Source organism: Pseudomonas sp. LS.1a (genome assembly GCF_022533585.1).
In the GTDB taxonomy this organism is placed as follows: domain Bacteria; phylum Pseudomonadota; class Gammaproteobacteria; order Pseudomonadales; family Pseudomonadaceae; genus Aquipseudomonas.
On the sequence record NZ_CP092827.1, the window covers coordinates 5,106,104 to 5,129,046 of the forward strand.

General features: G+C 64.0%; 24 protein-coding genes. 12 read left to right on the top strand and 12 right to left on the bottom strand.

What is annotated here, in order from left to right; all coding sequences use genetic code 11:
• The first annotated feature begins 33 nt into the window (after window positions 1-33).
• The 5 genes from urtB (at window position 34) to MKK04_RS23595 (ending at window position 4,845) form a co-directional block, all read left to right on the top strand.
• Entirely contained in the window at window positions 34-1,521 is a 1,488-nt protein-coding gene (gene urtB / locus MKK04_RS23575; protein WP_233694611.1) for an urea ABC transporter permease subunit UrtB, read from the top strand.
• The gene (gene urtC / locus MKK04_RS23580; protein ID WP_207828815.1) at window positions 1,521-2,600 is read left to right on the top strand and encodes an urea ABC transporter permease subunit UrtC; all 1,080 of its coding nucleotides are present in this window, start codon (window positions 1,521-1,523) and stop codon (window positions 2,598-2,600) included. The genes urtB and urtC overlap by 1 nt, the downstream gene beginning before the upstream one ends.
• Window positions 2,597-3,454 carry an urea ABC transporter ATP-binding protein UrtD gene (urtD, locus tag MKK04_RS23585; RefSeq protein ID WP_207828813.1) on the top strand — a complete coding sequence of 286 codons (858 nt, stop codon included), beginning with the start codon at window positions 2,597-2,599 and terminating at the stop codon, window positions 3,452-3,454. Before urtC ends, urtD begins: the two co-directional genes overlap by 4 nt.
• 145 nt (window positions 3,455-3,599) lie before the next feature.
• Window positions 3,600-4,298 (top strand): urea ABC transporter ATP-binding subunit UrtE, encoded by a 699-nt coding sequence (gene urtE, locus MKK04_RS23590; RefSeq protein ID WP_207828811.1) that lies wholly within the window; start codon window positions 3,600-3,602, stop codon window positions 4,296-4,298.
• Window positions 4,299-4,329: 31 nt separating this feature from the next.
• A complete protein-coding gene (locus MKK04_RS23595; RefSeq protein WP_207828795.1) occupies window positions 4,330-4,845 on the top strand; it encodes a GNAT family N-acetyltransferase in 516 nt (171 codons plus the stop codon).
• A 126-nt stretch (window positions 4,846-4,971) separates the two neighbouring features.
• Here the strand turns inward: MKK04_RS23595 and MKK04_RS23600 are convergent, their stop codons facing one another.
• Entirely contained in the window at window positions 4,972-5,277 is a 306-nt protein-coding gene (locus MKK04_RS23600; protein WP_063911891.1) for a chaperone modulator CbpM, read from the bottom strand.
• A gap of 2 nt (window positions 5,278-5,279) precedes the next feature.
• Window positions 5,280-6,233 (bottom strand): curved DNA-binding protein, encoded by a 954-nt coding sequence (gene cbpA, locus MKK04_RS23605; RefSeq protein WP_025340804.1) that lies wholly within the window; start codon window positions 6,231-6,233, stop codon window positions 5,280-5,282.
• Between the two features lie 163 nt (window positions 6,234-6,396).
• Here cbpA and MKK04_RS23610 point away from each other — a divergent pair, with 163 nt between their 5' ends.
• On the top strand, window positions 6,397-7,668 hold the full coding sequence (locus MKK04_RS23610; RefSeq protein WP_063911892.1) for an Hsp70 family protein: 1,272 nt from the start codon (window positions 6,397-6,399) through the stop codon (window positions 7,666-7,668).
• 134 nt (window positions 7,669-7,802) lie between these two features.
• Here MKK04_RS23610 and MKK04_RS23615 read toward each other — a convergent pair whose 3' ends face one another.
• The 3 genes from MKK04_RS23615 to MKK04_RS23625 all read right to left on the bottom strand — a co-directional run bounded on the left by MKK04_RS23615 (window position 7,803) and on the right by MKK04_RS23625 (window position 10,022).
• Window positions 7,803-8,810, bottom strand: coding sequence for an AI-2E family transporter (locus tag MKK04_RS23615; protein ID WP_207828786.1), 1,008 nt, complete (start codon window positions 8,808-8,810; stop codon window positions 7,803-7,805).
• Between the two features lie 71 nt (window positions 8,811-8,881).
• Window positions 8,882-9,169, bottom strand: a complete 288-nt coding sequence (locus tag MKK04_RS23620) for a PsiF family protein (protein WP_241106029.1) — start codon at window positions 9,167-9,169, stop codon at window positions 8,882-8,884.
• Between the two features lie 64 nt (window positions 9,170-9,233).
• A complete protein-coding gene (locus MKK04_RS23625; protein ID WP_207828783.1) occupies window positions 9,234-10,022 on the bottom strand; it encodes an AraC family transcriptional regulator in 789 nt (262 codons plus the stop codon).
• 227 nt (window positions 10,023-10,249) lie between these two features.
• Here MKK04_RS23625 and MKK04_RS23630 point away from each other — a divergent pair, with 227 nt between their 5' ends.
• Window positions 10,250-11,122, top strand: coding sequence for a DMT family transporter (locus tag MKK04_RS23630; protein ID WP_207828780.1), 873 nt, complete (start codon window positions 10,250-10,252; stop codon window positions 11,120-11,122).
• Here MKK04_RS23630 and MKK04_RS23635 read toward each other — a convergent pair.
• A complete protein-coding gene (locus MKK04_RS23635) occupies window positions 11,119-12,009 on the bottom strand; it encodes an esterase/lipase family protein (RefSeq protein WP_241106030.1) in 891 nt (296 codons plus the stop codon). The two genes, MKK04_RS23630 and MKK04_RS23635, sit on opposite strands and share 4 nt — an antisense overlap.
• A gap of 122 nt (window positions 12,010-12,131) precedes the next feature.
• On the opposite strand from MKK04_RS23635, the gene osmE reads away from it, so the two are divergent.
• Window positions 12,132-12,473: an osmotically-inducible lipoprotein OsmE gene (gene osmE / locus MKK04_RS23640; protein WP_207828776.1), complete on the top strand. Its 342-nt coding sequence runs from the start codon at window positions 12,132-12,134 to the stop codon at window positions 12,471-12,473.
• Between the two features lie 93 nt (window positions 12,474-12,566).
• Here the strand turns inward: osmE and MKK04_RS23645 are convergent, their stop codons facing one another.
• Window positions 12,567-14,633 carry an AsmA family protein gene (locus tag MKK04_RS23645; protein WP_233694609.1) on the bottom strand — a complete coding sequence of 689 codons (2,067 nt, stop codon included), beginning with the start codon at window positions 14,631-14,633 and terminating at the stop codon, window positions 12,567-12,569.
• 341 nt (window positions 14,634-14,974) lie between these two features.
• Here MKK04_RS23645 and MKK04_RS23650 point away from each other — a divergent pair, with 341 nt between their 5' ends.
• From MKK04_RS23650 to MKK04_RS23660, 3 genes are all read left to right on the top strand, one after another.
• Window positions 14,975-15,517, top strand: coding sequence for a phage infection protein (locus tag MKK04_RS23650; RefSeq protein ID WP_217858965.1), 543 nt, complete (start codon window positions 14,975-14,977; stop codon window positions 15,515-15,517).
• Window positions 15,518-15,639: 122 nt separating this feature from the next.
• Window positions 15,640-16,272, top strand: coding sequence for a TetR family transcriptional regulator (locus MKK04_RS23655; RefSeq protein WP_063911902.1), 633 nt, complete (start codon window positions 15,640-15,642; stop codon window positions 16,270-16,272).
• 158 nt (window positions 16,273-16,430) lie between these two features.
• Window positions 16,431-17,528, top strand: coding sequence for an AGE family epimerase/isomerase (locus tag MKK04_RS23660; RefSeq protein ID WP_207828763.1), 1,098 nt, complete (start codon window positions 16,431-16,433; stop codon window positions 17,526-17,528).
• A 98-nt stretch (window positions 17,529-17,626) separates the two neighbouring features.
• On the opposite strand, the gene MKK04_RS23665 is transcribed toward MKK04_RS23660, so the two are convergent.
• On the bottom strand, window positions 17,627-18,394 hold the full coding sequence (locus MKK04_RS23665; RefSeq protein WP_013974408.1) for an SDR family oxidoreductase: 768 nt from the start codon (window positions 18,392-18,394) through the stop codon (window positions 17,627-17,629).
• On the opposite strand from MKK04_RS23665, the gene MKK04_RS23670 reads away from it, so the two are divergent.
• Window positions 18,375-18,788 (top strand): hypothetical protein, encoded by a 414-nt coding sequence (locus tag MKK04_RS23670; protein ID WP_207828762.1) that lies wholly within the window; start codon window positions 18,375-18,377, stop codon window positions 18,786-18,788. The genes MKK04_RS23665 and MKK04_RS23670 overlap by 20 nt on opposite strands.
• A 201-nt stretch (window positions 18,789-18,989) precedes the next feature.
• Here MKK04_RS23670 and MKK04_RS23675 read toward each other — a convergent pair whose 3' ends face one another.
• From MKK04_RS23675 to MKK04_RS23690, 4 genes are read right to left on the bottom strand one after another with little or no spacing between them, the layout of a single operon-like run.
• Window positions 18,990-19,706, bottom strand: a complete 717-nt coding sequence (locus MKK04_RS23675; RefSeq protein WP_016712243.1) for an ABC transporter ATP-binding protein — start codon at window positions 19,704-19,706, stop codon at window positions 18,990-18,992.
• Window positions 19,703-20,578, bottom strand: coding sequence for an ATP-binding cassette domain-containing protein (locus MKK04_RS23680; RefSeq protein ID WP_207828759.1), 876 nt, complete (start codon window positions 20,576-20,578; stop codon window positions 19,703-19,705). Before MKK04_RS23680 ends, MKK04_RS23675 begins: the two co-directional genes overlap by 4 nt.
• Window positions 20,575-21,876 (bottom strand): high-affinity branched-chain amino acid ABC transporter permease LivM, encoded by a 1,302-nt coding sequence (gene livM / locus MKK04_RS23685; RefSeq protein ID WP_063911907.1) that lies wholly within the window; start codon window positions 21,874-21,876, stop codon window positions 20,575-20,577. Before livM ends, MKK04_RS23680 begins: the two co-directional genes overlap by 4 nt.
• Window positions 21,877-21,878: 2 nt before the next feature.
• Window positions 21,879-22,793, bottom strand: coding sequence for an ABC transporter permease subunit (locus MKK04_RS23690; protein WP_207828751.1), 915 nt, complete (start codon window positions 22,791-22,793; stop codon window positions 21,879-21,881).
• Window positions 22,794-22,943 lie beyond the last annotated feature (150 nt).

Here is a 22,943-nt window from a genome sequence, read left to right on the forward strand (position 1 = left end):
AAGAATCCACCGCTGTATTCCAGGATTGCTCGCATGCTTAGACTCCTGCTAACCCTTCTTCTGCTGATCCCCCTGGCCACCCAGGCCAGCGAGGGCGAATTCTTCCTCACCGCCAAGCCCGCCGAGCAGGCCCAACTGCTCGAAAGCTGGGCGGCGCAACCCGATGCCGCACGCCTGCCGCTGCTGGACAACCTGCGCCAGGGCCGCATCGCCGTCGATGACACGCGCAAGGTACGCCTGAACAACCGCCTGCGCGGCCTGATCGACAATGCCCTGGCCAGCCACCAGTTGCTCAGCGACAACAGCGACATCCGCCTGGCCGCAGCCCAACAGCTGCAGAAGAGCGCGCAACCGGCGCAAATGGCCTTCCTCGACCGGCGCTTCGCCAGCGAACCGGACGCCGCCGTGCACGCCGCCCTCGGCCTGGCCTTGGCCAACCTGCAACTGGGTGCCAGCGAACCGGCAGTACGCCTGGCCGCCGTACGCCTGCTCGGCGAAACCGGTGACCCGCTGGCCCGCACCCGCCTCGAAGCGCTGCTGCAACCCAACGCGGAAACCGACCCGGGCGTGCGCACCGCCGCAGCAACCAGCCTGGCCCAGGTCCAGCGCAAGCTGCTGGTCGGTGAGCTGCTCGGTCAGGCCTTCAGCGGCCTGTCGCTGGGTTCGATCCTGCTGCTGGCAGCCCTTGGCCTGGCCATCACCTTCGGCCTGCTCGGGGTGATCAACATGGCCCACGGCGAAATGCTGATGCTCGGCGCCTACAGCACCTACATGGTCCAGATACTGCTGCAGCGCTACGCCCCCGGCGCCATCGAGTTCTACCCGCTGATCGCCCTGCCAGTCGCTTTCACTGTCAGTGCCGGGGTCGGCATGGCGCTGGAGCGCACGGTGATCCGCCACCTCTACGGCCGCCCACTGGAAACCTTGCTGGCGACCTGGGGCATCAGCCTGATCCTGATCCAGGCCATTCGCCTGCTGTTCGGCGCGCAGAACGTCGAAGTCAGCAACCCGGCCTGGCTTTCGGGTGGCATCCAGCTGCTGCCCAACCTGGTACTGCCATACAACCGCCTGGTGATCATCGGCTTCGCCCTGGCCGTGGTACTGCTTACCTGGCTGCTGCTCAACCGCACACGGCTGGGCCTGAACGTGCGCGCGGTCACCCAGAACCGCAACATGGCCGCCTGCTGCGGCGTATCCACCGGGCGCGTCGACATGCTCGCCTTCGGCCTCGGCTCGGGCATCGCCGGGCTCGGCGGCGTGGCCCTGAGCCAGGTCGGCAACGTCGGCCCGGACCTGGGCCAGAGCTACATCATCGACTCGTTCCTGGTGGTGGTGCTCGGTGGCGTCGGCCAGTTGGCCGGCAGCCTCTGGGCCGCCTTCGGCCTTGGCATCGCCAACAAGCTGCTGGAGCCGCAGATCGGCGCCGTGCTCGGCAAGATCCTCATCCTTGCGTTGATCATTCTGTTCATCCAGAAGCGCCCGCAAGGCCTGTTCGCCCTCAAGGGACGGGTAATCGACTGATGAACCAGCCACTGCTTGTCACCGCTACTCAAAAGGCCGGGCCACGGCTGACGCTGGCCATCGGCGCCGTCGTCGTCCTGCTGCTGGTGGCCCTGCCGCTGCTGTCGCTGCTGCCGGCTGATCATGCCCTGCACGTGTCGGCCTACACCCTGACCCTGGTCGGCAAGATCCTCTGTTACGCCATCGTCGCCCTGGCCCTGGACCTGGTCTGGGGCTACGCCGGGCTGCTGTCGCTGGGCCACGGGCTGTTCTTCGCCCTCGGTGGCTACGCCATGGGCATGTACCTGATGCGCCAGGCCGCCGGTGACGGCCTGCCGGGGTTCATGACCTTCCTGTCGTGGAGCGAGCTGCCGTGGTACTGGGCCGGCACCCAGCATTTCGCCTGGGCCCTGTGCCTGGTGGTGCTGGCGCCCGGGCTGCTGGCGCTGGTGTTCGGCTGGTTCGCCTTCCGCTCGCGGATCAAGGGCGTGTACTTCTCGATCATGACCCAGGCGCTGACCTTCGCCGGCATGCTGCTGTTCTTTCGCAACGAAACCGGCTTTGGCGGCAATAACGGCTTTACCAGCTTCCGCACTTTGCTTGGCTTCGACATTGCCGCGCCGGGTACACGGGCGGTGTTGTTCCTGCTCACCGTGACCCTGCTGCTGGCCAGCCTGTACCTGTGCTGGCGCCTGACCCGCAGCAAGTTCGGCCGCCTGCTCACCGCCGTGCGCGACGCCGAGAACCGCCTGATGTTCTGCGGCTACGACCCACGCGGTTTCAAGCTGCTGGTGTGGGTGCTGAGCGCCGTGCTGTGTGGCCTGGCCGGCGCGCTGTACGTGCCGCAGGTGGGCATCATCAACCCCAGCGAAATGTCGCCGACCAACTCCATCGAAGCCGCCGTATGGGTGGCCCTGGGCGGGCGCGGCACGCTGATCGGCCCGCTGCTCGGTGCCGGCCTGGTCAATGGCATGAAGAGCTGGTTCACCGTAGCCTTCCCGGAGTTCTGGCTGTTCTTCCTCGGTGCGCTGTTCATCCTCGTCACCCTGTACCTGCCCAAGGGCGTGGTCGGTCTGTTGAAGAAAAGGAGCCAGCCATGAGAGGCGTGCCCGCGGTACACCCTGAATTCATGCTCGAACCGGTGTTCGACAACCTTGGCGCCGGCCGCGACGCCATCGGCCTGGGCCAGAGCCGCAAGGCCGGCCTCGACACCCGCCACGGCACGCTGCTGAGCCTGGAAGACATCAGCGTCAGCTTCGATGGGTTCAAGGCGCTGAACGCGCTGAACCTGTACATCGGCGTGGGCGAGCTGCGTTGCATCATCGGCCCAAACGGGGCCGGCAAGACCACCATGATGGATGTGATCACCGGCAAGACCCGGCCCGACAGCGGCACGGCCTATTTCGGTGACACCCTCGACCTGACCCGCATGAGCGAATACCAGATCGCCCAGGCCGGCATTGGCCGCAAGTTCCAGAAGCCCACGGTGTTCGAGGCGCTGACGGTGTTCGAGAACCTGGAGCTGGCACTGAAGACCGACAAATCGGTATGGGCCAGCCTGGCAGCGCGGCTGGGTGGTGAGCAGCGCCAACGCATCGACGAGGTGCTGGGCACCTTGCGCCTGTTGCCGCTGGCCCAGCGCCAGGCAGGCTTGTTGTCGCATGGACAGAAGCAATTCCTGGAGATCGGCATGCTGCTGGTGCAGGAGCCGCAACTGCTGTTGCTGGACGAGCCGGTGGCGGGCATGACCGATGCCGAGACCGAGTTCACCGCCGAACTGTTCAAGGGCCTGGCCGGCAAGCATTCGCTGATGGTGGTGGAGCATGACATGGGGTTTGTCGGCAGCATTGCCGACCATGTGACCGTGCTGCACCAGGGCAGTGTGCTGGCGGAAGGGTCGCTGGAGCAGGTGCAGGCGGATGAGCGGGTGGTCGAGGTGTATCTGGGCCGCTAGACATGGATACCTGTGCCGGCCTCTTCGCGGGTAAACCCGCTCCCACAGGTACGGTACAGGCCTGAAGAGCTGCGCGGTCCTTGTGGGAGCGGGTTTACCCGCGAAAGGGCCGGCACAGGCAAAGCAGATTTCCCAGGAACCACACATGCTGAAAATCGACACCCTGCACCAGTACTACGGCGGTAGCCATATCCTCCGGGGCCTGTCCTTCGAAGCCAAGGTCGGCGAAGTCACCTGCCTGCTGGGCCGCAACGGCGTGGGCAAGACCACCCTGCTGCGCTGCCTGATGGGCCTGGTACCCGCCCGCGATGGCAGCATCGAATGGGAAGGCAAGCCGATCACCAGCCTCAAGCCCCAGCAACGGGTCCAGTCCGGCATCGCCTACGTGCCCCAGGGCCGCGAGATTTTCCCGCGTCTCACTGTCGAGGAAAACCTGCTGATGGGCCTTTCGCGCTTCCCCGCCCGTGAAGCTCGGGAGGTACCGCCCTTCATCTACGAACTGTTCCCCGTGCTGGAACAGATGAAGCAACGCCGTGGCGGTGACCTGTCCGGCGGCCAGCAGCAACAGCTGGCCATCGGCCGCGCCCTGGCCAGCCGACCGCGCCTGCTGATCCTCGACGAGCCCACCGAGGGCATCCAGCCTTCGGTGATCAAGGAGATCGGCGCAGTCATCCGTCGCCTGGCCGAGCGTGGCGACATGGCCATCCTGCTGGTGGAGCAGTTCTACGACTTCGCCGAGGAGCTGGCCGACCAGTACCTGGTGATGGCCCGTGGCGAGATCATCCAGCGCGGCCGTGGCGAAAACATGCAAGCCGAGGGTGTGCGTGGGCTGGTAACCATTTAATCTGCAAACAACGACCCTGCGAGACGCTGTCATGAGTCATGAAATCCGCGATGCCCTGCCTGCCGACGTGCCGGGCATCCTCGACATCTACAACGACGCGGTGCGCAACTCCACGGCGATCTGGAACGAAACCCCGGTGGATTTGGCCAACCGCCTGGCCTGGTTCGCCGCACGCGCACAGCAGGGCTACCCGATCCTGGTGGCGGTGGATGGGAGCGGTGTGCTGGGCTATGCATCGTTTGGCGACTGGCGGCCATTCGAGGGCTTTCGCAACACCGTTGAACACTCGGTGTACATCCGTGGCGACCAGCGTGGCAAGGGGCTGGGGCCGCTGCTGATGGCAGCGCTGGTCGAGCGTGCACGCAAGTGTGGCAAGCATGTGATGGTGGCGGCCATCGAGAGCGGCAATGCAGCGTCGGTGCACCTGCACGAGCGCCTGGGCTTCGTAGTGACCGGGCAGATGCCGCAGGTGGGGGTGAAGTTTGGCCGGTGGCTGGACTTGACCTTCATGCAGCTGGTGCTGAACCCGGGGGCTGAACCAAGCTGAATTTGATTTTGCCTGTACTGGCCTCTTCGCGGGTAAACCCGCTCCCACTGGTACTGCACACATCTCAGGGATCGTGCGATTCCTGTGGGAGCGGGTTCACCCGCGAAGAGGCCGGGCCTGCAAAACTCACATCTGGATAAACCTGCCCAACCGCTGCCTCAGCATGCTGTTCTCACTGCGCAACTGCTGCACTTCCTGCAGCAGTTCCAGCGCCAGCGCCACCCCTTCCCACTCCAGTTCCAGCTCCTGATGCAGCTTCGCCGCGCGTTTGGCCAGTAACGGCGCCTGATCGTCGAACAACCAGTCCTCCGGCGTTCGCCCGGAAGGTTCGACAATGCCGTGCTCGACGATTTCGATCACGCAGTCAGCCGTGATATCGGCCTCCTGACACAGGGTACGCATGTCCAGTTGAACGATCAGGGTGCTGCTCATGATCACTTACTCCATTGTGTCCTCGGGTTGAACGCAGCCTTCTCGGAAAGCTTGGTCCACAGTTCGCGGGCAGACTCGTCGGATGCTGGCGGCATGACCACTTTCAATTGCGCGTAAAGGTTGCCGCGCTCGCCGCTCTTGTTGGCCAGGCCCTTGCCCGGTACGCGCAGGCGCTGGCCGCTCTGGCTGTCGGGGCGGATGGTAAGGTTGATCTTGCCGTCCAGGGTCGGCACGGCCACCTTGGCGCCCAGTGCTGCCTCCCACGGTGCCAGCGGCACGGTGATGATCAGGTCATGACCTTCGACATCGAACAGTGGGTGCGGTGCCATGCGAATGGTCAGGAACAGGTCACCATTGGCCCCGCCACCGCTGCCCGGCGCGCCCTGGCCCTTGAGGCGGATGCGCTCGCCATCGGTCACCCCGGCCGGAATCTTCACGTTCAGGGTCTTGGTAGTGAACCCGGTGCGCTGGCCCATGGCATTGGTCTGCGGCACCTGGAAGCTGATCTGCTTGGACTCCTTGCTCAGGGTCTCTTCAAGGAACACTGCCAGTTCTAGCTCCACGTCCTGCCCTCGCCTGCCGGCGCTGCGTTGCTGCTGCCGGGCGCCACCGAACGGGTTGCCTCCTCGGCCACCAAAGATCGAGCTGAAGAAGTCGGAAAAATCACCGCCCTCGAAGCCACCGCCACCGCCACGGCTTTCCCACCCCGGTGGTGCCTGGAACGGCCGGCCATGCTGGCCACCGTACTTGCGGATTTCGTCGAACTCGGCACGTTTCTGCGCGTCGCCCAGCACTTCGTAGGCCTCGTTGGCCTCCTTGAATTTTTCCTCGGCGTCGCGCTCCTTGCTGACGTCGGGGTGATACTTGCGCGCCAGCTTGCGGTACGCGGCCTTGATCGCCTTGTCATCCGCCGTGGGCTCTACGCCGAGTATCTTGTAATAGTCTTTGAAGTCCATCTATGGATCACCAATGTGAATGTGCGTGTTGCAAAAGAAGATAGGGGTCAAGCATAGCCTTTCAAGACCGCCTTGGGTTTGCGCCATGGCAGACGACTGGTCTTGATTCTGTAGCCAACTGGCATAAACTGCGCGGCCGTTTTGCCTCCGGAAGCCTTTTCCCATGTCTGACGTATCGCCGGCCCGCGCCCTGGGCATCGACTTCGGCACCTCCAACTCCACGGTCGGCTGGCACCGCCCGGGTGTCGAATCGCTGATCGCCCTGGAAGACGGCAAGATCACCCTGCCGTCGGTGGTGTTCTTCAACATCGAGGAGCGTCGCCCGGTATATGGCCGCCTGGCGCTGCACGAGTACCTGGAAGGCTACGAAGGCCGCCTGATGCGCTCGCTGAAAAGCCTGCTGGGTTCCAAGCTGATCAAGCACGACACCAGCGTGCTGGGCAGCGCCCTGCCGTTCAAGGACCTGCTGGGCATGTTCATCGGCGAGCTGAAAAAGCGCGCCGAGGCCGCTGCCGGCCGCGAATTCGACCAGGTGGTACTGGGTCGCCCGGTGTTCTTCGTCGACGAAGACCCGGCTGCCGACCAGGAGGCCGAAGACACCCTGGCCGAAGTGGCGCGCAAGATCGGCTTCAAGGACGTGTCGTTCCAGTACGAGCCGATTGCCGCGGCGTTCGACTACGAGTCGGGCATCAGCCGCGAAGAGCTGGTGCTGATCGTCGACATCGGCGGTGGTACCTCGGACTTCACCCTGATCCGCCTGTCGCCCGAGCGCCACCTGGTGGCCGAGCGCCAGAGCGACATCCTCGCCACCGGCGGCGTGCACATCGGCGGTACCGACTTCGACAAGCAGCTGAGCCTGCAGGGCGTGATGCCGCTGTTCGGCTACGGCAGCCGCATGAAGAGCGGCGCGCTGATGCCAACCAGCTACCACCTCAACCTCGCTACCTGGCACACCATCAACGCCCTGTACTCGCAGAAGTCGCAGCTGGCGCTGGGCAGCATGCGCTATGACATCGAGGACACGCTGGGCATCGACCGCCTGTTCAAGCTGATCGAGGAGCGTGCCGGGCACTGGTTGGCGATGGAAGTGGAGGCCAGCAAGATCGAGCTGACCGAGCAGCAGAGCCGCCACGTCGACCTCGGCCGCATTGAGCGCGAGCTGGGCGTGGACCTGTCCCGGGCGCTGTTCGAGGGGGCTATCGAAGGGTTGCTGGAGCGGGTGCGTGGTAGCGTGAGCGAATTGCTGGCCAAGGCTGGTGTGAGCGAGACCCAGGTCGATACGGTGTTCTTCACCGGTGGTTCCAGCGGGATCCCGGCGCTGCGCAACAGTGTGTCGGCGATGCTGCCGAATGCGCGACATGTGGAAGGCAATATCTTTGGCAGCATTGGCAGCGGGCTGGCCATCGAGGCACGCAAGCGTTACGGCGCTGCCTGAGCCATCCCTTTTACCTGTACCGGCCTCTTCGCGGGTAAACCCGCTCCCACAGGGCTCGCGCAAGTCTTGAGAGCTGTGGCGTACTTGTGGGAGCGGGTTTACCCGCGAAGAGGCCGGTACAGGCTAATGAAGAATCAGACCAGTTCGGCCCGCTTCAGCTCACTCTTCAGGTAGGCATAGTAGATCGGCCCCGCCACCACCCCCGGCAGCCCGAACGCTGCCTCGAACACCAGCATCGCCAGCAGCAATTCCCACGACTTGGCACTGATCTGCCCGCCCACGATCCGCGCGTTGAGGAAGTACTCGACCTTGTGGATGACGATCAGGTAACCCAGCGCCGCCGCCGCCACCCAGATCGACAGCGACAAGCCGACGATGGTGATCAGGGTGTTCGACATCAGGTTGCCGATCACCGGCAGCAGGCCCAGCAGGAAGGTCAGCACGATCAGCGTCTTGGTCAGCGGCAGGTGCACGTCGAACATCGGCAGCACCAGGGCCAGGAAAATGCCGGTGAAGGTAGTGTTGAGCAGCGAAATCTTGATCTGCGCGAAGACGATGTTGCGAAACGCCTGCACCAGCAGGCTCAGGCGCTCGAACAGCGCCGCCGCCAGTGGCTTGCGCCGGGAGATATCGGGGATGCGCTGCAAGGCGACGATGGCGCCGAGGATCATGCCGATCAACAGGGTGACGAACATGTGCGCCATGCCCTTGCCCACCAGTTGCAGGTCGCTCAGGTGGCTCTTGATCCAGTCACCGATGGCCACCTTGAACTCCGCCGCACTGGCCGGCAGGTAGCCTTCGATGAATGGCGGTAGCTGCCCACGGGCGCGCTCCACCAAGGCCATGAACTTGTCCAGCGAGGCACCGGGGTTTTCTGCCTCGTGCAGCAGGAAGCTGAAGGCCCCGGCAAACAGCAGGGTCAGGGTGCTGACCACCAGCGTGCCGAGCAGCGCCACCGCCAGCCAACGGGCGCGCTGCCCGGCCAGCAGTGGCTGCAGCCGCGGCGTGAGCATGTTGACCAGCTCGAACACCAGCAGGCCGGCCAACAGGCTCGGCAGCAATTTCAGGGGCAGCGCCAGCAACAGGCCGGCAAACACGATGATCCAGCTGGCCAGGGTGACCTGGCGAGGGGTGAAGGTCATACAGCCTCAACGGCAGACAACGGGAAAGACCCGCAGTCTGCCAGCCTTACGCCTGCAGGCATAGGCGCAGGTCATTTCTTCTTCAGACAGTCACTCATGAACGCTTTGCGCTCGTCACCCTTCAGGGCCTTGGTGGTGGCGTCGGCGTTGCAGGTTTTCATCTTCTCTTGCTGGGTTTGCGGCACGTCCTTCTTCAGGCAGGTACTCATGAAGGCTTTGCGCTCATCGCCCTTGAGGGCCTTGGCGGTGGCGTCGGTGTTGCAGGTTTTCATCTTTTCCTGCTGCGCGGTATTGGCGGCGAAGCCTTGGGCGCTGAACAACACCGCCAACACCAGTAAGGGGATTTGCAGCACTTTCATGGAGTGGTCTCCTTGGCTCCGTGCCCGATGCACGGTGGTCGAGCTGAGTGTAGCCAATAAATGCTCAACGCCCTGCCCGTGCCTGGCGGCGGTATTGCTCGGGCGTGCAATGGGCCTGGCGCTGAAACATGGCGATGAACGCCGACGCGCTGCTGTAGCCCAGGTCGAAGGCGATGGCCTGGATCGACTGGCCGGCTTCCAGCGCTTCGATGGCTCGCAGAAAGCGCAGGCGCAGGCGCCATTCACCAAAACTGATGCCCAGTTCGCGCAGAAACTGGCGGGCCAGGGTACGTTCGCTGACATGCACCCGGGCTGCCCAGTCGGCCAGCGGGCGGTTGTCGCCTGGCTCGGCGCCGAGGGCATCGAGCACTTGGCGCAACCCGTCGCTGTGGGCAAACGGCAGGTAGCAGGCCTGGGCGGGTGCCAGCAGCAACTGGTCGAGCAGCACCTGCACCAGGCGCTGGTCGCGCTCACCCTCGGCCACCCGCAGGTCACGCCGGGCGAAGTCGGCGAGGATGGCCTTGAGGATGTCGCTGATCATCAGGCTGCACGGTTGCTGCGGCAGGGCGGCGCAGAGGCTGCGGTCCAGGTAGACCGAGTGGTAGACGATGGCCTGTGGGTTGTAGCAGCCATGCTCGGTGTCGGGCGGCACCCACACGGCGTATTGCGGCGGCGACAGGAAGCGCTGGCCGGCGACCTCCAGCTGCATCACGCCGTGGGCGGTGTAGTTGAGCTGGCCCCAGGCGTGGCGATGCAGGGCGCTGTGCGTGTCGGCACCGAACTCGTCGTGGCGGAAGTACACCGGGGCCGGGAGCTGGGTGAACCGAGGAATGTCGAGGTATTTGCGCGGCATGCTGTCTGCTTGGCGGGGTGAGTTGTCTGGATAGGAGTATAGGCTTGTAAACAGACAATCGATAATACAGGCCTATCGAGGGCCTGCGCCGCAGGCCTTCGCGGGCTCGCCCGCTCCCACAGGATCTGCACAAGTTTTCAAGCCTGTGCAATCCCTGTGGGAGCGGGCGAGCCCGCGAAGGGCTGCAAAGCAGCCCCCATTCCAGGCCCCAGCGAGTAACCTGCTACATGAACTACCTGTTCCCCCTCACTGCCATCCTCATCTGGGCCGGCAACACCGTGGTCACCAAGATGTCCGCCGGTGCCATCCACCCCGCCGAGATCGGCTTCTACCGCTGGCTGCTGGCCGCGCTGCTGTTCACCCCGTTCCTGCTGCCCGCCGTGTGGCGCAATCGCGCGGCCATCCGCCCGCAGCTGGGCAAGGTGTTCGTGCTGGGCGTGCTGGGCATGGCGCTGTACCAGAGCCTGGCCTACTTCGCCGCCGGCATCACCAGCGCCACCAACATGGGCATCATCCTCTCGCTGATGCCGCTGATGTCACTGGCGCTGTCCATCGCCTGGCTGGGCCAGCGCCTGAGCTACGGCGCCCTGCTGGGCGCACTGGTGTCATTTTTCGGCGTACTGGAAGTGGTCAGCGCCGGCCACCCCGCCGTCCTGTTGCAACAAGGCCTGAACAGCGGCGACCTGCTGATGCTGGTGGCCACCCTGGCCTACGCGCTGTACAGCTTCCTGCTGAAGAAATGGCAGCTGCGCCTGCCACCGATGCAGTTGCTGTACCTGCAGGTGCTGATGGCCATCGTCGTGCTGCTGCCGCTGTTCCTGCTGTCGGACAAGACTGGCCTGAACAGCCGCAACATTGGCCTGGTGCTGTACGCCTGCGTGCTGGCCTCGATGATCGCCCCTCTGGTATGGATGAAGGCCGTGCACCGCCTGGGCCCAAGCCGTACCACGCTGTTCTTCAACCTGCTGCCACTGGTCACCGCGCTGATCGCCGCCGTGGTGCTCGACGAGCAGCTGGCCCGCTATCACCTGGTCGGCGGCCTGCTGACCCTGGCCGGCGTGATACTGGCCGAGCGCTGGACCACACCGATCCGCCGTTAGAGCCCTGCCGCCTTGAGCCGGGCGGCATGTTCGATGAACAGCCGCACCGGTTCGGCGCCCTTGCCCACCGCGCCAAGCGACTGGTTGACGATATCCAGGTGGTCGAGCGGGTAGTCGTCGCCGATCACCTGCCCCAGGTGCGAACTGAAGCGCCCGACCATGCCGTCGCAATGGCCCTTTTCCTTGACGAAACTGCGTGCGAACAGGCGGCAGAAGTGGCTGCTGCCATCGATGCGGTTGCGCCTCTGGTCGGTCAGGCCGGGCTGCAAGGTGCCGGACCAGGAGTAATAGCGCACGCCATCGACCTCATACGCCCCTTCCCCGCCCCAGGTGCCTGGCAGCCCCTGTGGATAAGCCTGGTTGAACAGCGCCACCCCGGCGCTGGTCAACGACTGGTGCGAGGCGTGTACATCCACCGGCAGCGGGTCGCGGCGCCAGCCGGTTTCCAGCCACACCAGCAGCACGGCCAAGCCATGCAGCACAGCCTTGAGGATGCGCCCCTGCGGGGAATCGCCCGGTGCCGTACGTGCCAGGTAATCGGCCAGTTCCGAGCCATGGTTGGGCCCTGCCACCGACGTGACCGAAGCCACCCGCCCGGGCCGCCTGGCGGCAGCGTAGCGTGCGTTCAGGGCGCCCTGGCTGTGGCCGATGAGGTTGACCTTTTCCGCGCCGGTGCGCTGGCAGATGTCTTCGATGATCGCCAGCAACTGCTCGCCGCGCACCTCGCTGGAATGCAGCGGCGAAACCTGCACCGGGAACACCTGCGCCCCGCCCTTGCGCAGGGCCGGCACGATGCCGAACCAGTAGGGATAGAGCACTACCCGGACAAAACCGAGCATGCCCGGCACCAGCACCAACGGGTATCGCGTGGCCAATTCCTGCTGCATTGCCCCAGCCCCTTTCCGTGGACGACCAGCCAACACTACAGCGGCCTTGATGACCATCGCAATCGAACTCCGAGAGCGCGCTGCGGTTCAAAACCACACAGACCTTTGCAAGGAGCGAAACCATGTACAAGCAGACCCTGGCAATCCTTCTGGCAAGCGCCACCCTCGCCGCCTGCGGCAGCCGCCCGGAAAACCCGGTTGACTACGTCACCTACCGCGACGAACCGCTGGTCAGGCAAGTGGAAAAAGGCATGACCATGCAGAAGGTCATCGCCATCGGCGGCAGCCCGTCCAGCGTGAGCGACCTGCCCCACGGCGGCACCTGCAACGACTACATCCTCAACCGCGATGGCCACCAGCAGCCCTATTACGTGCGCTTCGACGCCACCGGCCATGTCGATGCCAAGGGCTTCAAGACTTGCAAACAGCGCGAAGAAGACAGCGCCGCCGTCCACGGCGCGTAAGCCTGACATCCTGGCGCAGGAAGAAGATCACGCGGACGATCTGTCGACCTGTTGCAAGGGCTGTAACCGCAAGGGGCCGCAAGGCGGCCCCCGTCATTTCTTGCCTTTCACCACCGTCGGCGCCTTGCCCGCCTTCATCTGCTGCAACAGTGGCGTGCACTGGTTCGGATCATCCCCGCTGCTAGGCGCAATCAGCGCCAGCAACCCCGCCGCTGGCCCGGCCACCACCCCCAGTGCCACCATCCCCGCCCCGCGCAACGCCAGCGGTACCGCTTGCACCCCGGCACTGGGCCTGGCGAACGGCCCGCGCACATACAGCGGCGAGCGCAGCGAGAACAGCCGCAGGCCTTTCGATTCCGGGTTTATTTTCAGGTCCAGCTGCTCAGTGGCGAAATTGGCCGTGCCGTTGATGTAGATGATCGCGTTCTCGGTATCGAAGATGAACAGGCGTGTGGTCGCCAGGCCATCCTTGATGCCCACATCGGCCGCCGCACAGTTGATCTTCACATCCTCATCGCCAAACAGCTTGCCGACCACGTAGTTGCCCACGTTCAACCCGGCAATCTCCATCAGGCTGCGGCTGATGGCGCCATCGTTGATCAGCATGCGCAGGTCACCATTGGCCGTGCCCAGCAAGGCGGCCACCGAGTTGCCCCGACCAGTGATATCGGCATCACCATTCAACTCACCGAAGCTGGTCTGCATCGGCGCAAAGGAGGGGAACAACTGCTTGAGCTTGAAGCCCCGCGCCGTCAGGCGGGCGCGCCCCTGCAACGGTACGTTGCGGCCATCCAGGCGGATCCTGGAAGCCAGATTGCCGCCAGCCACGCCAAAACGCAGGGGCTCCAGACGCAGCAGGCCGTCCTCCAGGATCACGTGGGCCGACAGGTCGTTGAACGGCAATTGCGCGCTGTGCACGATGCGCTTGCCGGCGAAGGTGACGTCGGCGTCCATGGCACGCCAACGTTCGGTGCGGAACTCCTCCACCGGCAGCACCTTGCCTGCCGGCTGCTTGCTGGCACCGCCGCGGGCCTTCTGCTCGGCGTTGGAGTCGGCGCCGATCAGCGGCGCCAGGTCCTTGAACAGCAACTGGTCGGACACCAGGTTGCCGGACAGCTTGGGCCTTGGCTGGCTGGCAACGAAGGCCAGGTCGCCGTGGATATCGCTGTCACCGATCTTGCCGTTGAAGCCCTGGTAGTTGAAGGTCGCCCCTTGCGCCGCCTGCAGGTTGGCGCTGAGGTGACCGTCGGTGGAATAGGCCGGGGTGTCGGGCAAGGTCACGCCGGTCAAAGGGTAGAGGTTGCCCAGGCTGGCCCCGGACAAGCGCAGGCGCAGGTCGAGAGCACCGAGGTTGCGCGGGTCGGTCAGGGTACCGGCGAGCACCACATGGGTGTCGGCGATGCGCACGTCAGCCTGCAGCGGGAACGGCTGGCTGGCGTCCTGCAGGGCCAGCAGGCCACCGATCTTGCCGGTGCCGGACACCGGCTGGCCTTTGTAGCGGCCCTGGGCCTTGAGCCCGAAGGCATAGTCCTGCGCGGCACCGGCCTTCTCGGCGCGGGCCTTTCCGACGATGTCGCTGAACGGGACAGGCTTGCCCAGCGGGTCGATCTGCACCTTCATGCTGGTTTTCAGGGTTTGGTCATCGAAGCTGACACTGCCCTGGTCGAAGCCGATGGCGCCGATGTCCAGCTGCCATTTGGAAGGCTCTGCGTTTTCATCCTTGGGGCCGAAGTCGAAGGCCCAGTTGGCGCGGCCATCGGCCAGGCGGGTAAGGTTGGCTGTAGGCCTGGTCAGCTCGATACGCGGGATGCTGATCTGCTGGAACAGCAGCGGCAACGGCGCCAGGCGGAACGCCACGCGCTCCAGGCCGACCATCTTCGGCTCCTTGAGCCACTCGGGGTTGCCCAGGGTCAGGTCCTCGGCAATGAAGTGCGGCCAGGGCACCCAGGCACGCCAGCCCCCCTCTTCAGGTTCGGTGCGCCAGTCCACGGCAAGGTTGCCATTGATCGCGAAGGGCCGCTGCAGGGCCTCGGAGACTTTCTCGTTGAGCAGGGGCTTGACGCGGTTCCAGTCGAAGGTGGCTATCACCACCACCAGGATCGCCAGCAGGGTCAGCAGGCTGGTGAAGGTCCAGACGAGGATTCTGGCGGGACGCGTCATTGCGTGATTCTCCTTGCGGCATGGCACAGAACAGGCACAGCGGTGGCACTCAATATCTCGGACTGATGAAAGCCCGTGGGGTTTTATCGATGGCGCCATGATAACGAAGTTTTTCCTGGCCTTTCGCTCAGCAACTCGTTGCGCCAAGTTGCGCGCGTTACCTGTCAGGAGCACCATCAAAACGCCATCACACGGCCTGTAAAGCGCTGTGTAGAGCAGCTTCCAACCTCTATCAATACGGTCGATTGTTACCATTACCCGTATGAACTTCTCTCTGGCGTTACCCGGCGTAGCATTGGCTCCGTACCCACTTTCCAGCCCCCGAGAGGAGCACCGAAATCATGAAACGCCATCTGCTGACCCTGACCCTGTCCATCCTGGCTGCCAACGCTTTTGCCCTGCCAGCCGACGAGCAACACCTGACCGCCGAATCGCGTTCCAGCGCTGCGGAAATCGCCCAACCGCTGAAAACTGTTGCCGAAGGTGGTTCCGATCGTCTGATCGAACGTACTGGCCGCGTTGCCGAAGGTGGCTCTGATCGCCTGATCGAACGTACTGGCCGCGTTGCCGAAGGCGGCTCCGATCGCCTGATCGAACGTACTGGCCGCGTTGCCGAAGGTGGCTCTGATCGCCTGATCGAACGTACTGGCCGCGTTGCCGAAGGTGGCTCCGATCGCCTGATCGAACGTACTGGCCGCGTTGCCGAAGGTGGCTCTGATCGCCTGATCGAACGTACTGGCCGAGTTGCCGAAGGTGGCTCCGATCGCTTGATCGAACGTACTGGTCGCGTTGCCGAAGGTGGCTCTGATCGCCTGATCGAACGTACTGGCCGAGTTGCCGAAGGTGGCTCCGATCGCCTGGTTGAAATCAGCCGTGTGAGCTGATCACCATGGCCGAAAAGAACAACCTCTGTCACAACGGCTGCTCCCCTCCATGCCCGGTCCATTGACCGGGCTTTGTTTTTTTAACTAGAGTGCCCAGCCTTACCGTCACAGAAGCCCGCACCATGCTGCCGCGCGCCGAACAGAAGCTACAGACCCGCCAGGCCCTGCTCGATGCCGCCTGCCAGCTCATGGAGAGTGGCCGTGGTTTCGGCAGTATCAGCCTGCGCGAAGTGGCAAAGACGGCCGGCATCGTACCCACCGGCTTTTACCGGCATTTTTCCGACATGGACGCCCTGGGCCTGGCCCTGGTGGCCGAAGTCGATACTACCTTCCGCCAGACTATCCGCCTGGTGCGCCACAACGAGTTCGAACTGGGCGGCATCACCGACGCCTCGGTGCGCATCTTCCTCGATGTGGTCGCCGCCCACCGCGCGCAGTTCCTGTTCCTCGCCCGTGAGCAGTACGGCGGCTCGCAGGCCGTACGCCAGGCCATTGCCCGCCTGCGCCAGGACATCAGCGACGACCTGGCCACCGACCTGGCGCGGATGAAGCGCTGGCAGCACCTGGACAGCGCCGCGCTAGCGGTGATGGCCGACCTGGTGGTGAAAACCGTGTTCGCCACCCTGCCCGAGCTTATCGACAGCCCCGAGGCGGGTTATCCACAGGCGCTGACGCCGCAGGAAAAGATCACCCAGCAGCTGCGCTTCATCTTTGTCGGTGCGCGGCATTGGCAGGGGTTGGGCAACCCGGGTTAGTGGGTAGCCTGTACTGGCCTCTTCGCGGGTGAACCCGCTCCCACAGGGACGGCACCGGACCTGAGGGCAGCGCAATACCCGCGAAGAGGCCGGCACAGGCTACCCACAACCCCAGTTCTGCTACCATGGCGCCCTGCCCGACAGCGACGAGCGCCGAAATGTCCGACCCCCGCCCCACCCTGCCCGAACTGGCCCGCTTCAACCAGCACTTCGCCGAACGCATCGTGCCGTTGTGGCAAGGCCCGGGCTGGAACGCCGACATGGCCCTGCCCTACGAGGCCCTGGACGCCCAGCATCAACCGTTGCCGGTGCAGCGCTATCGGGCCATGGCCTGCGCACGCCAGCTCTACCTGTTCAGCAGCCGCATCGGCCAACCCGGCGCAGCCGAGCGCGCCGCCGCCTTGTTCCGCTCGCTGCAGAAGCACTTCCATGACGCCGAGCACGGCGGCTGGTTCTACAGCATCGACGCCCAGGGCAAACCGCTGGACCGGCGCAAGGACCTGTACACGCATGCCTTCATCGTCTTCGCTTGCGCGCACTATTGGGGCAAGGTGCGTGAAAACCTGGTGGAAGCCACGCTGAACGCCGCGCTGGACATCATTGACCAGCAGTTCGCCCGCGACGACGGCCTGTACGAAGCCAGCCTCGGTGAAGACTGGGCCGACCTTGGCAGCGGCCCGCTGCAAAACCCGCAGATGCACCTGGCCGAAGCCTTCCTGCAGGTACTGGCGGTGCGTGACGACGAGCATGCCCGGCAGTCGCTGCTGCAACTGTGCGAGGCGCTGCAGGCGCACTTCATCGAACCGGCCCACGGCCTGATGCTGGAAAAGCCACGCGGCGCTGTGGATAACTGGTTCGAGCCGGGGCACCAGTTCGAGTGGTTCTACCTGCTGCATACCTCGCCACTGCTGCGCGACACGCCGCTGCATGCGTCCATCGACCGGGCTTTCGACTACGCCGAGCAGTACGGGGTGAAGGATGCCGCTGTGCTGGCGATGCTGGATGTGGATGGCAAGGTGCTCGACGCCACCCAGCGGATCTGGGCGCAGGCGGAATACCTACGGGCGCTGGTATTGCGGGCGGGGGGCGAGGCAAAGCTGGCTGGGCAGTTGCAGGCGCTGGACGCGCGGTTCCTGCGTGAGGCGGGCTGGTATGAGTGCCGGGATGGGGAAGGCAGTGTCAGCCGGCATGATATGCCTTCGACTACGCCCTATCATTTGGCAACTTGCCTGGAAGGGCTGCAGCGCCTGGGCTGACGCATTCGCGGGTGAACCCGCTCCCACAGGGATAGCGCCTGCTCTGAAACCGGTGCAGTACCTGTGGGAGCGGGTTTACCCGCGAAGAGGCCCTCGGATCAGCCTTTGACCGACCGGTCGATCGAAAACCCTGCCCAGTCCTGGCTTACCGGCATCAGTTCCAGGCTGTTGATGTTGATATGCGCCGGCTGGTTGAGAATCCAGAAGATGGTCTCGGCAATGTCCTGCGGCTGGATCGGCTCTGCGCCAGCGTAGGTGGCGTCGTATTTGGCCTGGTCACCGCCGAAGCGCACCAGCGAGAACTCGCTTTCGCACAGGCCCGGCTCGATGTTGCTCACCCGCACGCCGGTTCCCCGCAGGTCGCAGCGCAGGCTCAGCGAGAACTGGCCGACGAAAGCCTTGGTGCCGCCGTACACGTTGCTGCCCGGGTATGGGTAGTTGCCCGCCACGGAACCTACGTTGAGGATCGACGCCCCACGGCCATGGGCAATCAGCCGTGGCAGCAGCAGGCGGGTGGTGTACATCAGGCCCTTGATGTTGGTGTCGACCATGGTTTCCCAGTCGTCCAGGCTGCAGTTCTGCGCCGCGTCCACACCCAGCGCCAGGCCGGCGTTGTTGACCAGGCCGCGCAGCTTGTCGAAGCCGGCCGGCAGGTTGGCGATGGCCTGCTCCATGGCCTTGCGGTCACGCACGTCGAGCACCAGGCCGTGTACTTCGGTCTTGGCAGACAGCTCGGCACACAGGGCGTCCAGGCGCTCCTTGCGGCGGCCTGTGAGCACCAGCTTCCAGCCGGCTTCGGCGAAGCGGCGGGCAGTGGCCTCGCCGAAACCGGAAGTCGCGCCAGTGATGAATACGGTGGACGTCATGCTCTGTTCCTCACGGTGGATTATCATCGGCAGTTTTGCAGCATGCCCGCGCCGGGCGCTGGCAGCAACCCGTCCAGGGTGCTGTTCATTTTTTGTTCACCTTCGGCAAACCCTTGCAGCAGAGGGCTCGGCGCCAGCTATGCGCACGTTATCCACAAGGCTTTCCCCACGGATTGGGGGCAACTTGTCCACGGCGCGGAACCCTTTCAGCGCCTTGTGGTCGGTGGATATCTTTTCGGTGATGGCGCAAGGCTTTCAAGCATGCCGCCTGCAGCGGTCTGTGCAAAGTTTTTTCACAGGGTTATCCACAGGTTTTGCGCAATGCCTGGAGTGGCTGCAGGGCTTTGAAAAACTTGGGAAAATCATCCACAAGGGGCCCATGATCAAAAAATGATCATGAAGCCGCAGGGCTTGGTATCAAAGGGCTTGAGCGAGATGCCACCATGTTTTCCACAGGCGGTTCCACATTATCCGTGGAAAAAATGGTCCTGTGTAAACAAGGGTTTGTGGTGGGGCTGTGGAGTAATTGGGGAGAGGTGTTCGAAAGGTTGTCCACATTGGCTTCGGGGGCCGCTTTGCGGCCCCCGAATGCAACTCAATGCCCGCCCAGATATGCGTTACGCACCTCTTCGTTTACCAACAGCTCCTGCCCGGTTCCGGTCATGCGAATCTGCCCGTTGACCATCACATAAGCCCGGTCCGACAGCTTCAGCGCATGGTTGGCGTTCTGCTCCACCAGGAAGATGGTCATCCCGCTCTTGGCCAGCTCACGCAGGGTCGAGAAGATCTGCTTGACCACGATCGGCGCCAGCCCCAGCGATGGCTCGTCCAGCAACAGCAACTTCGGCCGGCTCATCAGCGCCCGGGCAATGGCCAGCATCTGCTGCTCGCCACCGGACATGGTCATGGCCCGCTGGTTACGCCGCTCTTTCAAGCGCGGAAACAGCTCGTACATGCGCTGCATGTCTTCGTCGGCATGCTTGTCGCCGATGGGGATGGTGCCCATCATCAGGTTCTCCTCGACAGTCATGTCAGGGAACACCCGGCGCCCTTCCGGCGACTGGGCGATGCCGTTGGAGGCGATGTAGTGCGACGATTTGCGGGTGATGTCGGTACCGCGGTACACGATATGCCCCGACGCCGCCCGCGGCTGGCCGAAGATCGACATCAGCAGGGTCGACTTGCCGGCACCGTTGGCGCCGATCAGGCTGACCGTCTCGCCCTCGTTGATGTGCATCGAGACCTTTTTCAGCGCCTGGATCGGGCCGTAGAACACGTCCAGGTCCTTCAGTTCGAGAATGGGTGCACTCATACCAGTTCCTCTTCATCGGCACCCAGGTAGGCGGCGATCACCGTCGGGTTGTGGCGGATATCCTGTGGCGCGCCTTCGGCAATCACGTTGCCGTGGTCGAGCACCACGATATGGTCGGAAATGCTCATGACCATGCCCATGTCGTGTTCGATCAGCACCACGGTGATGTCGTGTTCGTCGCGCAGCACGCGGATCATGCGGCTGAGGGCCTCGGTTTCCTGCGGGTTCAGGCCAGCCGCCGGTTCGTCCAGGCAGATGATCTTCGGCCGCGTGCACATGGCCCGGGCGATTTCCAGGCGGCGCTGCTGGCCGTACGACAACTCGCCAGCCAGGCGGTTGGCGCAGTCGACCAGGTCGACCACTTCCAGCCAGTAGAACGCATGGTCCAGCGCATCGCTCTCGGCCTTGCGGTAAGCCTTGGTGTTGAGCACCCCGGCCAGCAGGTTGCGGTTGACCCACATGTGCTGAGCCACCAGCAGGTTTTCCACCACCGACATTTCCTTGAACAGGCGAATGTTCTGGAAGGTGCGTGCCAGGCCGGCGCGGTTGACCAGGTGGGTACCGCCGAACATCTTGTAGTACATGCGGTTGGCAAAGCGCGTCGGCGAGACGAAGTCCGCCGCCTGGAAGCGCTCGCCGAGCAGCTGGATGACATTGGTGTGGCTGCCGCGCACGTTCAGCTCGATACGCCCGCCACTGGCCTTGTAGAAGCCGGTCAGGCAGTTGAACACAGTGGTCTTGCCGGCGCCGTTGGGGCCGATCAGGGCGAAGATCTGGTTGCGCCGGACCTTCAGGCTGACATCGCTGAGCGCCTTGATGCCACCGAACTGCATCATCAGGTTGTCGACCGAGAGAATGATATCGTCGCTCATGGCGCCACTCCTTTACGCGGGGTCACACCGGTACGGCTGATGCGGATCAGCCCACGCGGTCGCCAGATCATCATCAGCACCATCAGCACACCGAACAGCAGCACGCGGTACTCGGAGAAGCTGCGCAGCAGCTCGGGCGCCACGGTCAGCACGAAGGCCGCGATCACCACACCCACGGTCGAGCCCATGCCGCCAAGCACGACAATGGCGAGAATCAGCGCCGACTCGAAGAAGGTGAACGACGACGGGTTGACGAAGCCCTGGTAGGTGGCAAAGAACACACCGGCCAGACCGGCCGTGGAGGCACCCAGGGTAAACGCCGAAAGCTTGACCAGCACATGGTTCAGGCCCATCGAACGGCAGGCGATCTCGTCCTCGCGCAGCGCTTCCCAGGCGCGGCCGACCGGCATGCGGGTCAAGCGGTGCTTGATGTACAACACAGCCAGCACGACGATGAACAGCACCGCGTAGATGAACACGAACTTGAGGTTGGCGTTGTACTCGAAGCCGAAGAACTCGTGGATCGGTACCCCGCCGTCCTTGGCCCGGCGGCCGAACTCCAGGCCGAAGAAGGTTGGCGACGGTGCCGGCATGCCGTTGGGGCCGCCAGTGAACGACAGCCAGTTGTTCAACACCAGGCGGATGATCTCGCCGAAGCCCAAGGTCACGATCGCCAGGTAGTCACCGTGCATCCGTAGCACCGGGAAGCCGAGGATGCACCCTGCCAGCGCCGCAGCGATAGCCGCCAGTGGCAGTACGCTCCAGAAGCCCAGGCCCAGGTACTGGTAACCCAACGCCAGGCCGTAGGCGCCGATGGCATAGAACGCCACGTAACCCAGGTCGAGCAGGCCGGCCAGGCCGACCACGATGTTCAGGCCCAGGCCCAGCAGCACGTAGATCAGACCGAGGATGACCACGGTCAGCAGGTACTTGTTGGCGAAGATCGGGAAGACGATGGCGATCACCACCAGCGCCGGGATGATGTAGCGCAGGCGCGATACGTAGTCCGGCGCGCGCACATGCACGCCCGAGCCACCGCTTTCGAAGCCCTGGAGCATGCGCGAGCCGGCGGCGGTCTGCAGGTACAGGCTGAGCAGGAAGCGCCCCAGCATCACCCCGCCGACCAGCCAGGCCACTCGCCGCGGCTCGGCGTTGAAGCTGTAGCCGTCGAGCACTACGCCGACCACCGGGCCAAACACGATGAGTGCCAGCAGGCCGGCGACGATGGTTTCCAGCAGGCTGCGTTTAAGGTCGAAACCCTTGGTTTCGGTAACAGAGGCAGTTTTGGCAATGGACATGTTCACACCTTAGCCACGAGCGGGCGACCCAGCAGGCCTTGTGGGCGGAAGATAAGGATCATCACCAACAGCGAGAAGCTGAACACGTCCTTGTAGTCGGAGTTGATCAGGCCAGAGAACAGCGACTCGGAAATGCCCAGGATGATCCCGCCGAGCATGGCGCCAGGCAGGGAGCCGATCCCGCCGAGCACCGCGGCGGTGAACGCCTTGATGCCGATGATGAAGCCGGCGTAGAAGTCGAAGGTGCCGTAGTTCATGGTGATCAGCACACCGGCCAGGGCGGCCATCACCGCACCGATGACGAACACGTAGGAGATCACCCGATCGGTGTTGATGCCCAGGATCGAGGCCATCTTGCGGTCTTGCTGGGTGGCACGGCACATGCGGCCGAGCTTGGTGTACTTGATTACGTAGGTGAGCAGGCCCATGCCGACAAAGGCCGCCACCAGGATGAAGATCTTGGTGTAGGTCAGTTGCACGAAGCCGGTGCCGACTTCGATGCGCATGGCGCCTTCGAGCAGGGTCGGCACGCCTTGCTGGCGGGCGCCCTGGCTGATCTGCGCGTAGTTCTGCAGGATCAGCGAAATACCGATGGCACTGATCAGCGGTGCCAGGCGGGTGGAGTTACGCAGGGGTTTGTAGGCGATGCGTTCGATGGTGAAGCCGTACACGCCGGTGACGACAATGGTGAACAACAGGGTGCCCAGCATCAACAGTGGGAACGACTCGATACCGAAATAAGCCAGCAATGCCAGGCTGATCGCCGCGAGGTACGCGGAGATCATGTACACCTCGCCGTGCGCGAAGTTGATCATGCCGATGATGCCATAGACCATTGTGTAGCCGATGGCGATCAGGCCATAGACCGACCCGAGGGTCAGGCCGTTGACCAGTTGCTGCAGGAAAATACCATCCATAACGCAATCTCACCTGATTGAGATTGCACGAGCGCCGACCACGGCGGGCCCGGGACAGGCGGCCCTCGCAGCGCAGTACTGTGCAGATCTACGGATAAAGACAGGTACCGCGGGGCTTGGGCCCGGGGCAGCTGCGCCCGGGCCGTGGGC

What these genes read in the sequence shown, in the direction of transcription:
- urtB (WP_233694611.1), top strand. Translation starts at nt 34, where the DNA reads ATGCTTAGACTCCTGCTAACCCTTCTTCTGCTGATCCCCCTGGCCACC.
- urtC (WP_207828815.1), top strand. Translation starts at nt 1,521, where the DNA reads ATGAACCAGCCACTGCTTGTCACCGCTACTCAAAAGGCCGGGCCACGG.
- urtD (WP_207828813.1), top strand. Translation starts at nt 2,597, where the DNA reads ATGAGAGGCGTGCCCGCGGTACACCCTGAATTCATGCTCGAACCGGTG.
- urtE (WP_207828811.1), top strand. Translation starts at nt 3,600, where the DNA reads ATGCTGAAAATCGACACCCTGCACCAGTACTACGGCGGTAGCCATATC.
- MKK04_RS23595 (WP_207828795.1), top strand. Translation starts at nt 4,330, where the DNA reads ATGAGTCATGAAATCCGCGATGCCCTGCCTGCCGACGTGCCGGGCATC.
- MKK04_RS23600 (WP_063911891.1), bottom strand. Translation starts at nt 5,277, where the DNA reads ATGAGCAGCACCCTGATCGTTCAACTGGACATGCGTACCCTGTGTCAG.
- cbpA (WP_025340804.1), bottom strand. Translation starts at nt 6,233, where the DNA reads ATGGACTTCAAAGACTATTACAAGATACTCGGCGTAGAGCCCACGGCG.
- MKK04_RS23610 (WP_063911892.1), top strand. Translation starts at nt 6,397, where the DNA reads ATGTCTGACGTATCGCCGGCCCGCGCCCTGGGCATCGACTTCGGCACC.
- MKK04_RS23615 (WP_207828786.1), bottom strand. Translation starts at nt 8,810, where the DNA reads ATGACCTTCACCCCTCGCCAGGTCACCCTGGCCAGCTGGATCATCGTG.
- MKK04_RS23620 (WP_241106029.1), bottom strand. Translation starts at nt 9,169, where the DNA reads ATGAAAGTGCTGCAAATCCCCTTACTGGTGTTGGCGGTGTTGTTCAGC.
- MKK04_RS23625 (WP_207828783.1), bottom strand. Translation starts at nt 10,022, where the DNA reads ATGCCGCGCAAATACCTCGACATTCCTCGGTTCACCCAGCTCCCGGCC.
- MKK04_RS23630 (WP_207828780.1), top strand. Translation starts at nt 10,250, where the DNA reads ATGAACTACCTGTTCCCCCTCACTGCCATCCTCATCTGGGCCGGCAAC.
- MKK04_RS23635 (WP_241106030.1), bottom strand. Translation starts at nt 12,009, where the DNA reads ATGCAGCAGGAATTGGCCACGCGATACCCGTTGGTGCTGGTGCCGGGC.
- osmE (WP_207828776.1), top strand. Translation starts at nt 12,132, where the DNA reads ATGTACAAGCAGACCCTGGCAATCCTTCTGGCAAGCGCCACCCTCGCC.
- MKK04_RS23645 (WP_233694609.1), bottom strand. Translation starts at nt 14,633, where the DNA reads ATGACGCGTCCCGCCAGAATCCTCGTCTGGACCTTCACCAGCCTGCTG.
- MKK04_RS23650 (WP_217858965.1), top strand. Translation starts at nt 14,975, where the DNA reads ATGAAACGCCATCTGCTGACCCTGACCCTGTCCATCCTGGCTGCCAAC.
- MKK04_RS23655 (WP_063911902.1), top strand. Translation starts at nt 15,640, where the DNA reads ATGCTGCCGCGCGCCGAACAGAAGCTACAGACCCGCCAGGCCCTGCTC.
- MKK04_RS23660 (WP_207828763.1), top strand. Translation starts at nt 16,431, where the DNA reads ATGTCCGACCCCCGCCCCACCCTGCCCGAACTGGCCCGCTTCAACCAG.
- MKK04_RS23670 (WP_207828762.1), top strand. Translation starts at nt 18,375, where the DNA reads ATGAATACGGTGGACGTCATGCTCTGTTCCTCACGGTGGATTATCATC.
- MKK04_RS23665 (WP_013974408.1), bottom strand. Translation starts at nt 18,394, where the DNA reads ATGACGTCCACCGTATTCATCACTGGCGCGACTTCCGGTTTCGGCGAG.
- MKK04_RS23675 (WP_016712243.1), bottom strand. Translation starts at nt 19,706, where the DNA reads ATGAGTGCACCCATTCTCGAACTGAAGGACCTGGACGTGTTCTACGGC.
- MKK04_RS23680 (WP_207828759.1), bottom strand. Translation starts at nt 20,578, where the DNA reads ATGAGCGACGATATCATTCTCTCGGTCGACAACCTGATGATGCAGTTC.
- livM (WP_063911907.1), bottom strand. Translation starts at nt 21,876, where the DNA reads ATGTCCATTGCCAAAACTGCCTCTGTTACCGAAACCAAGGGTTTCGAC.
- MKK04_RS23690 (WP_207828751.1), bottom strand. Translation starts at nt 22,793, where the DNA reads ATGGATGGTATTTTCCTGCAGCAACTGGTCAACGGCCTGACCCTCGGG.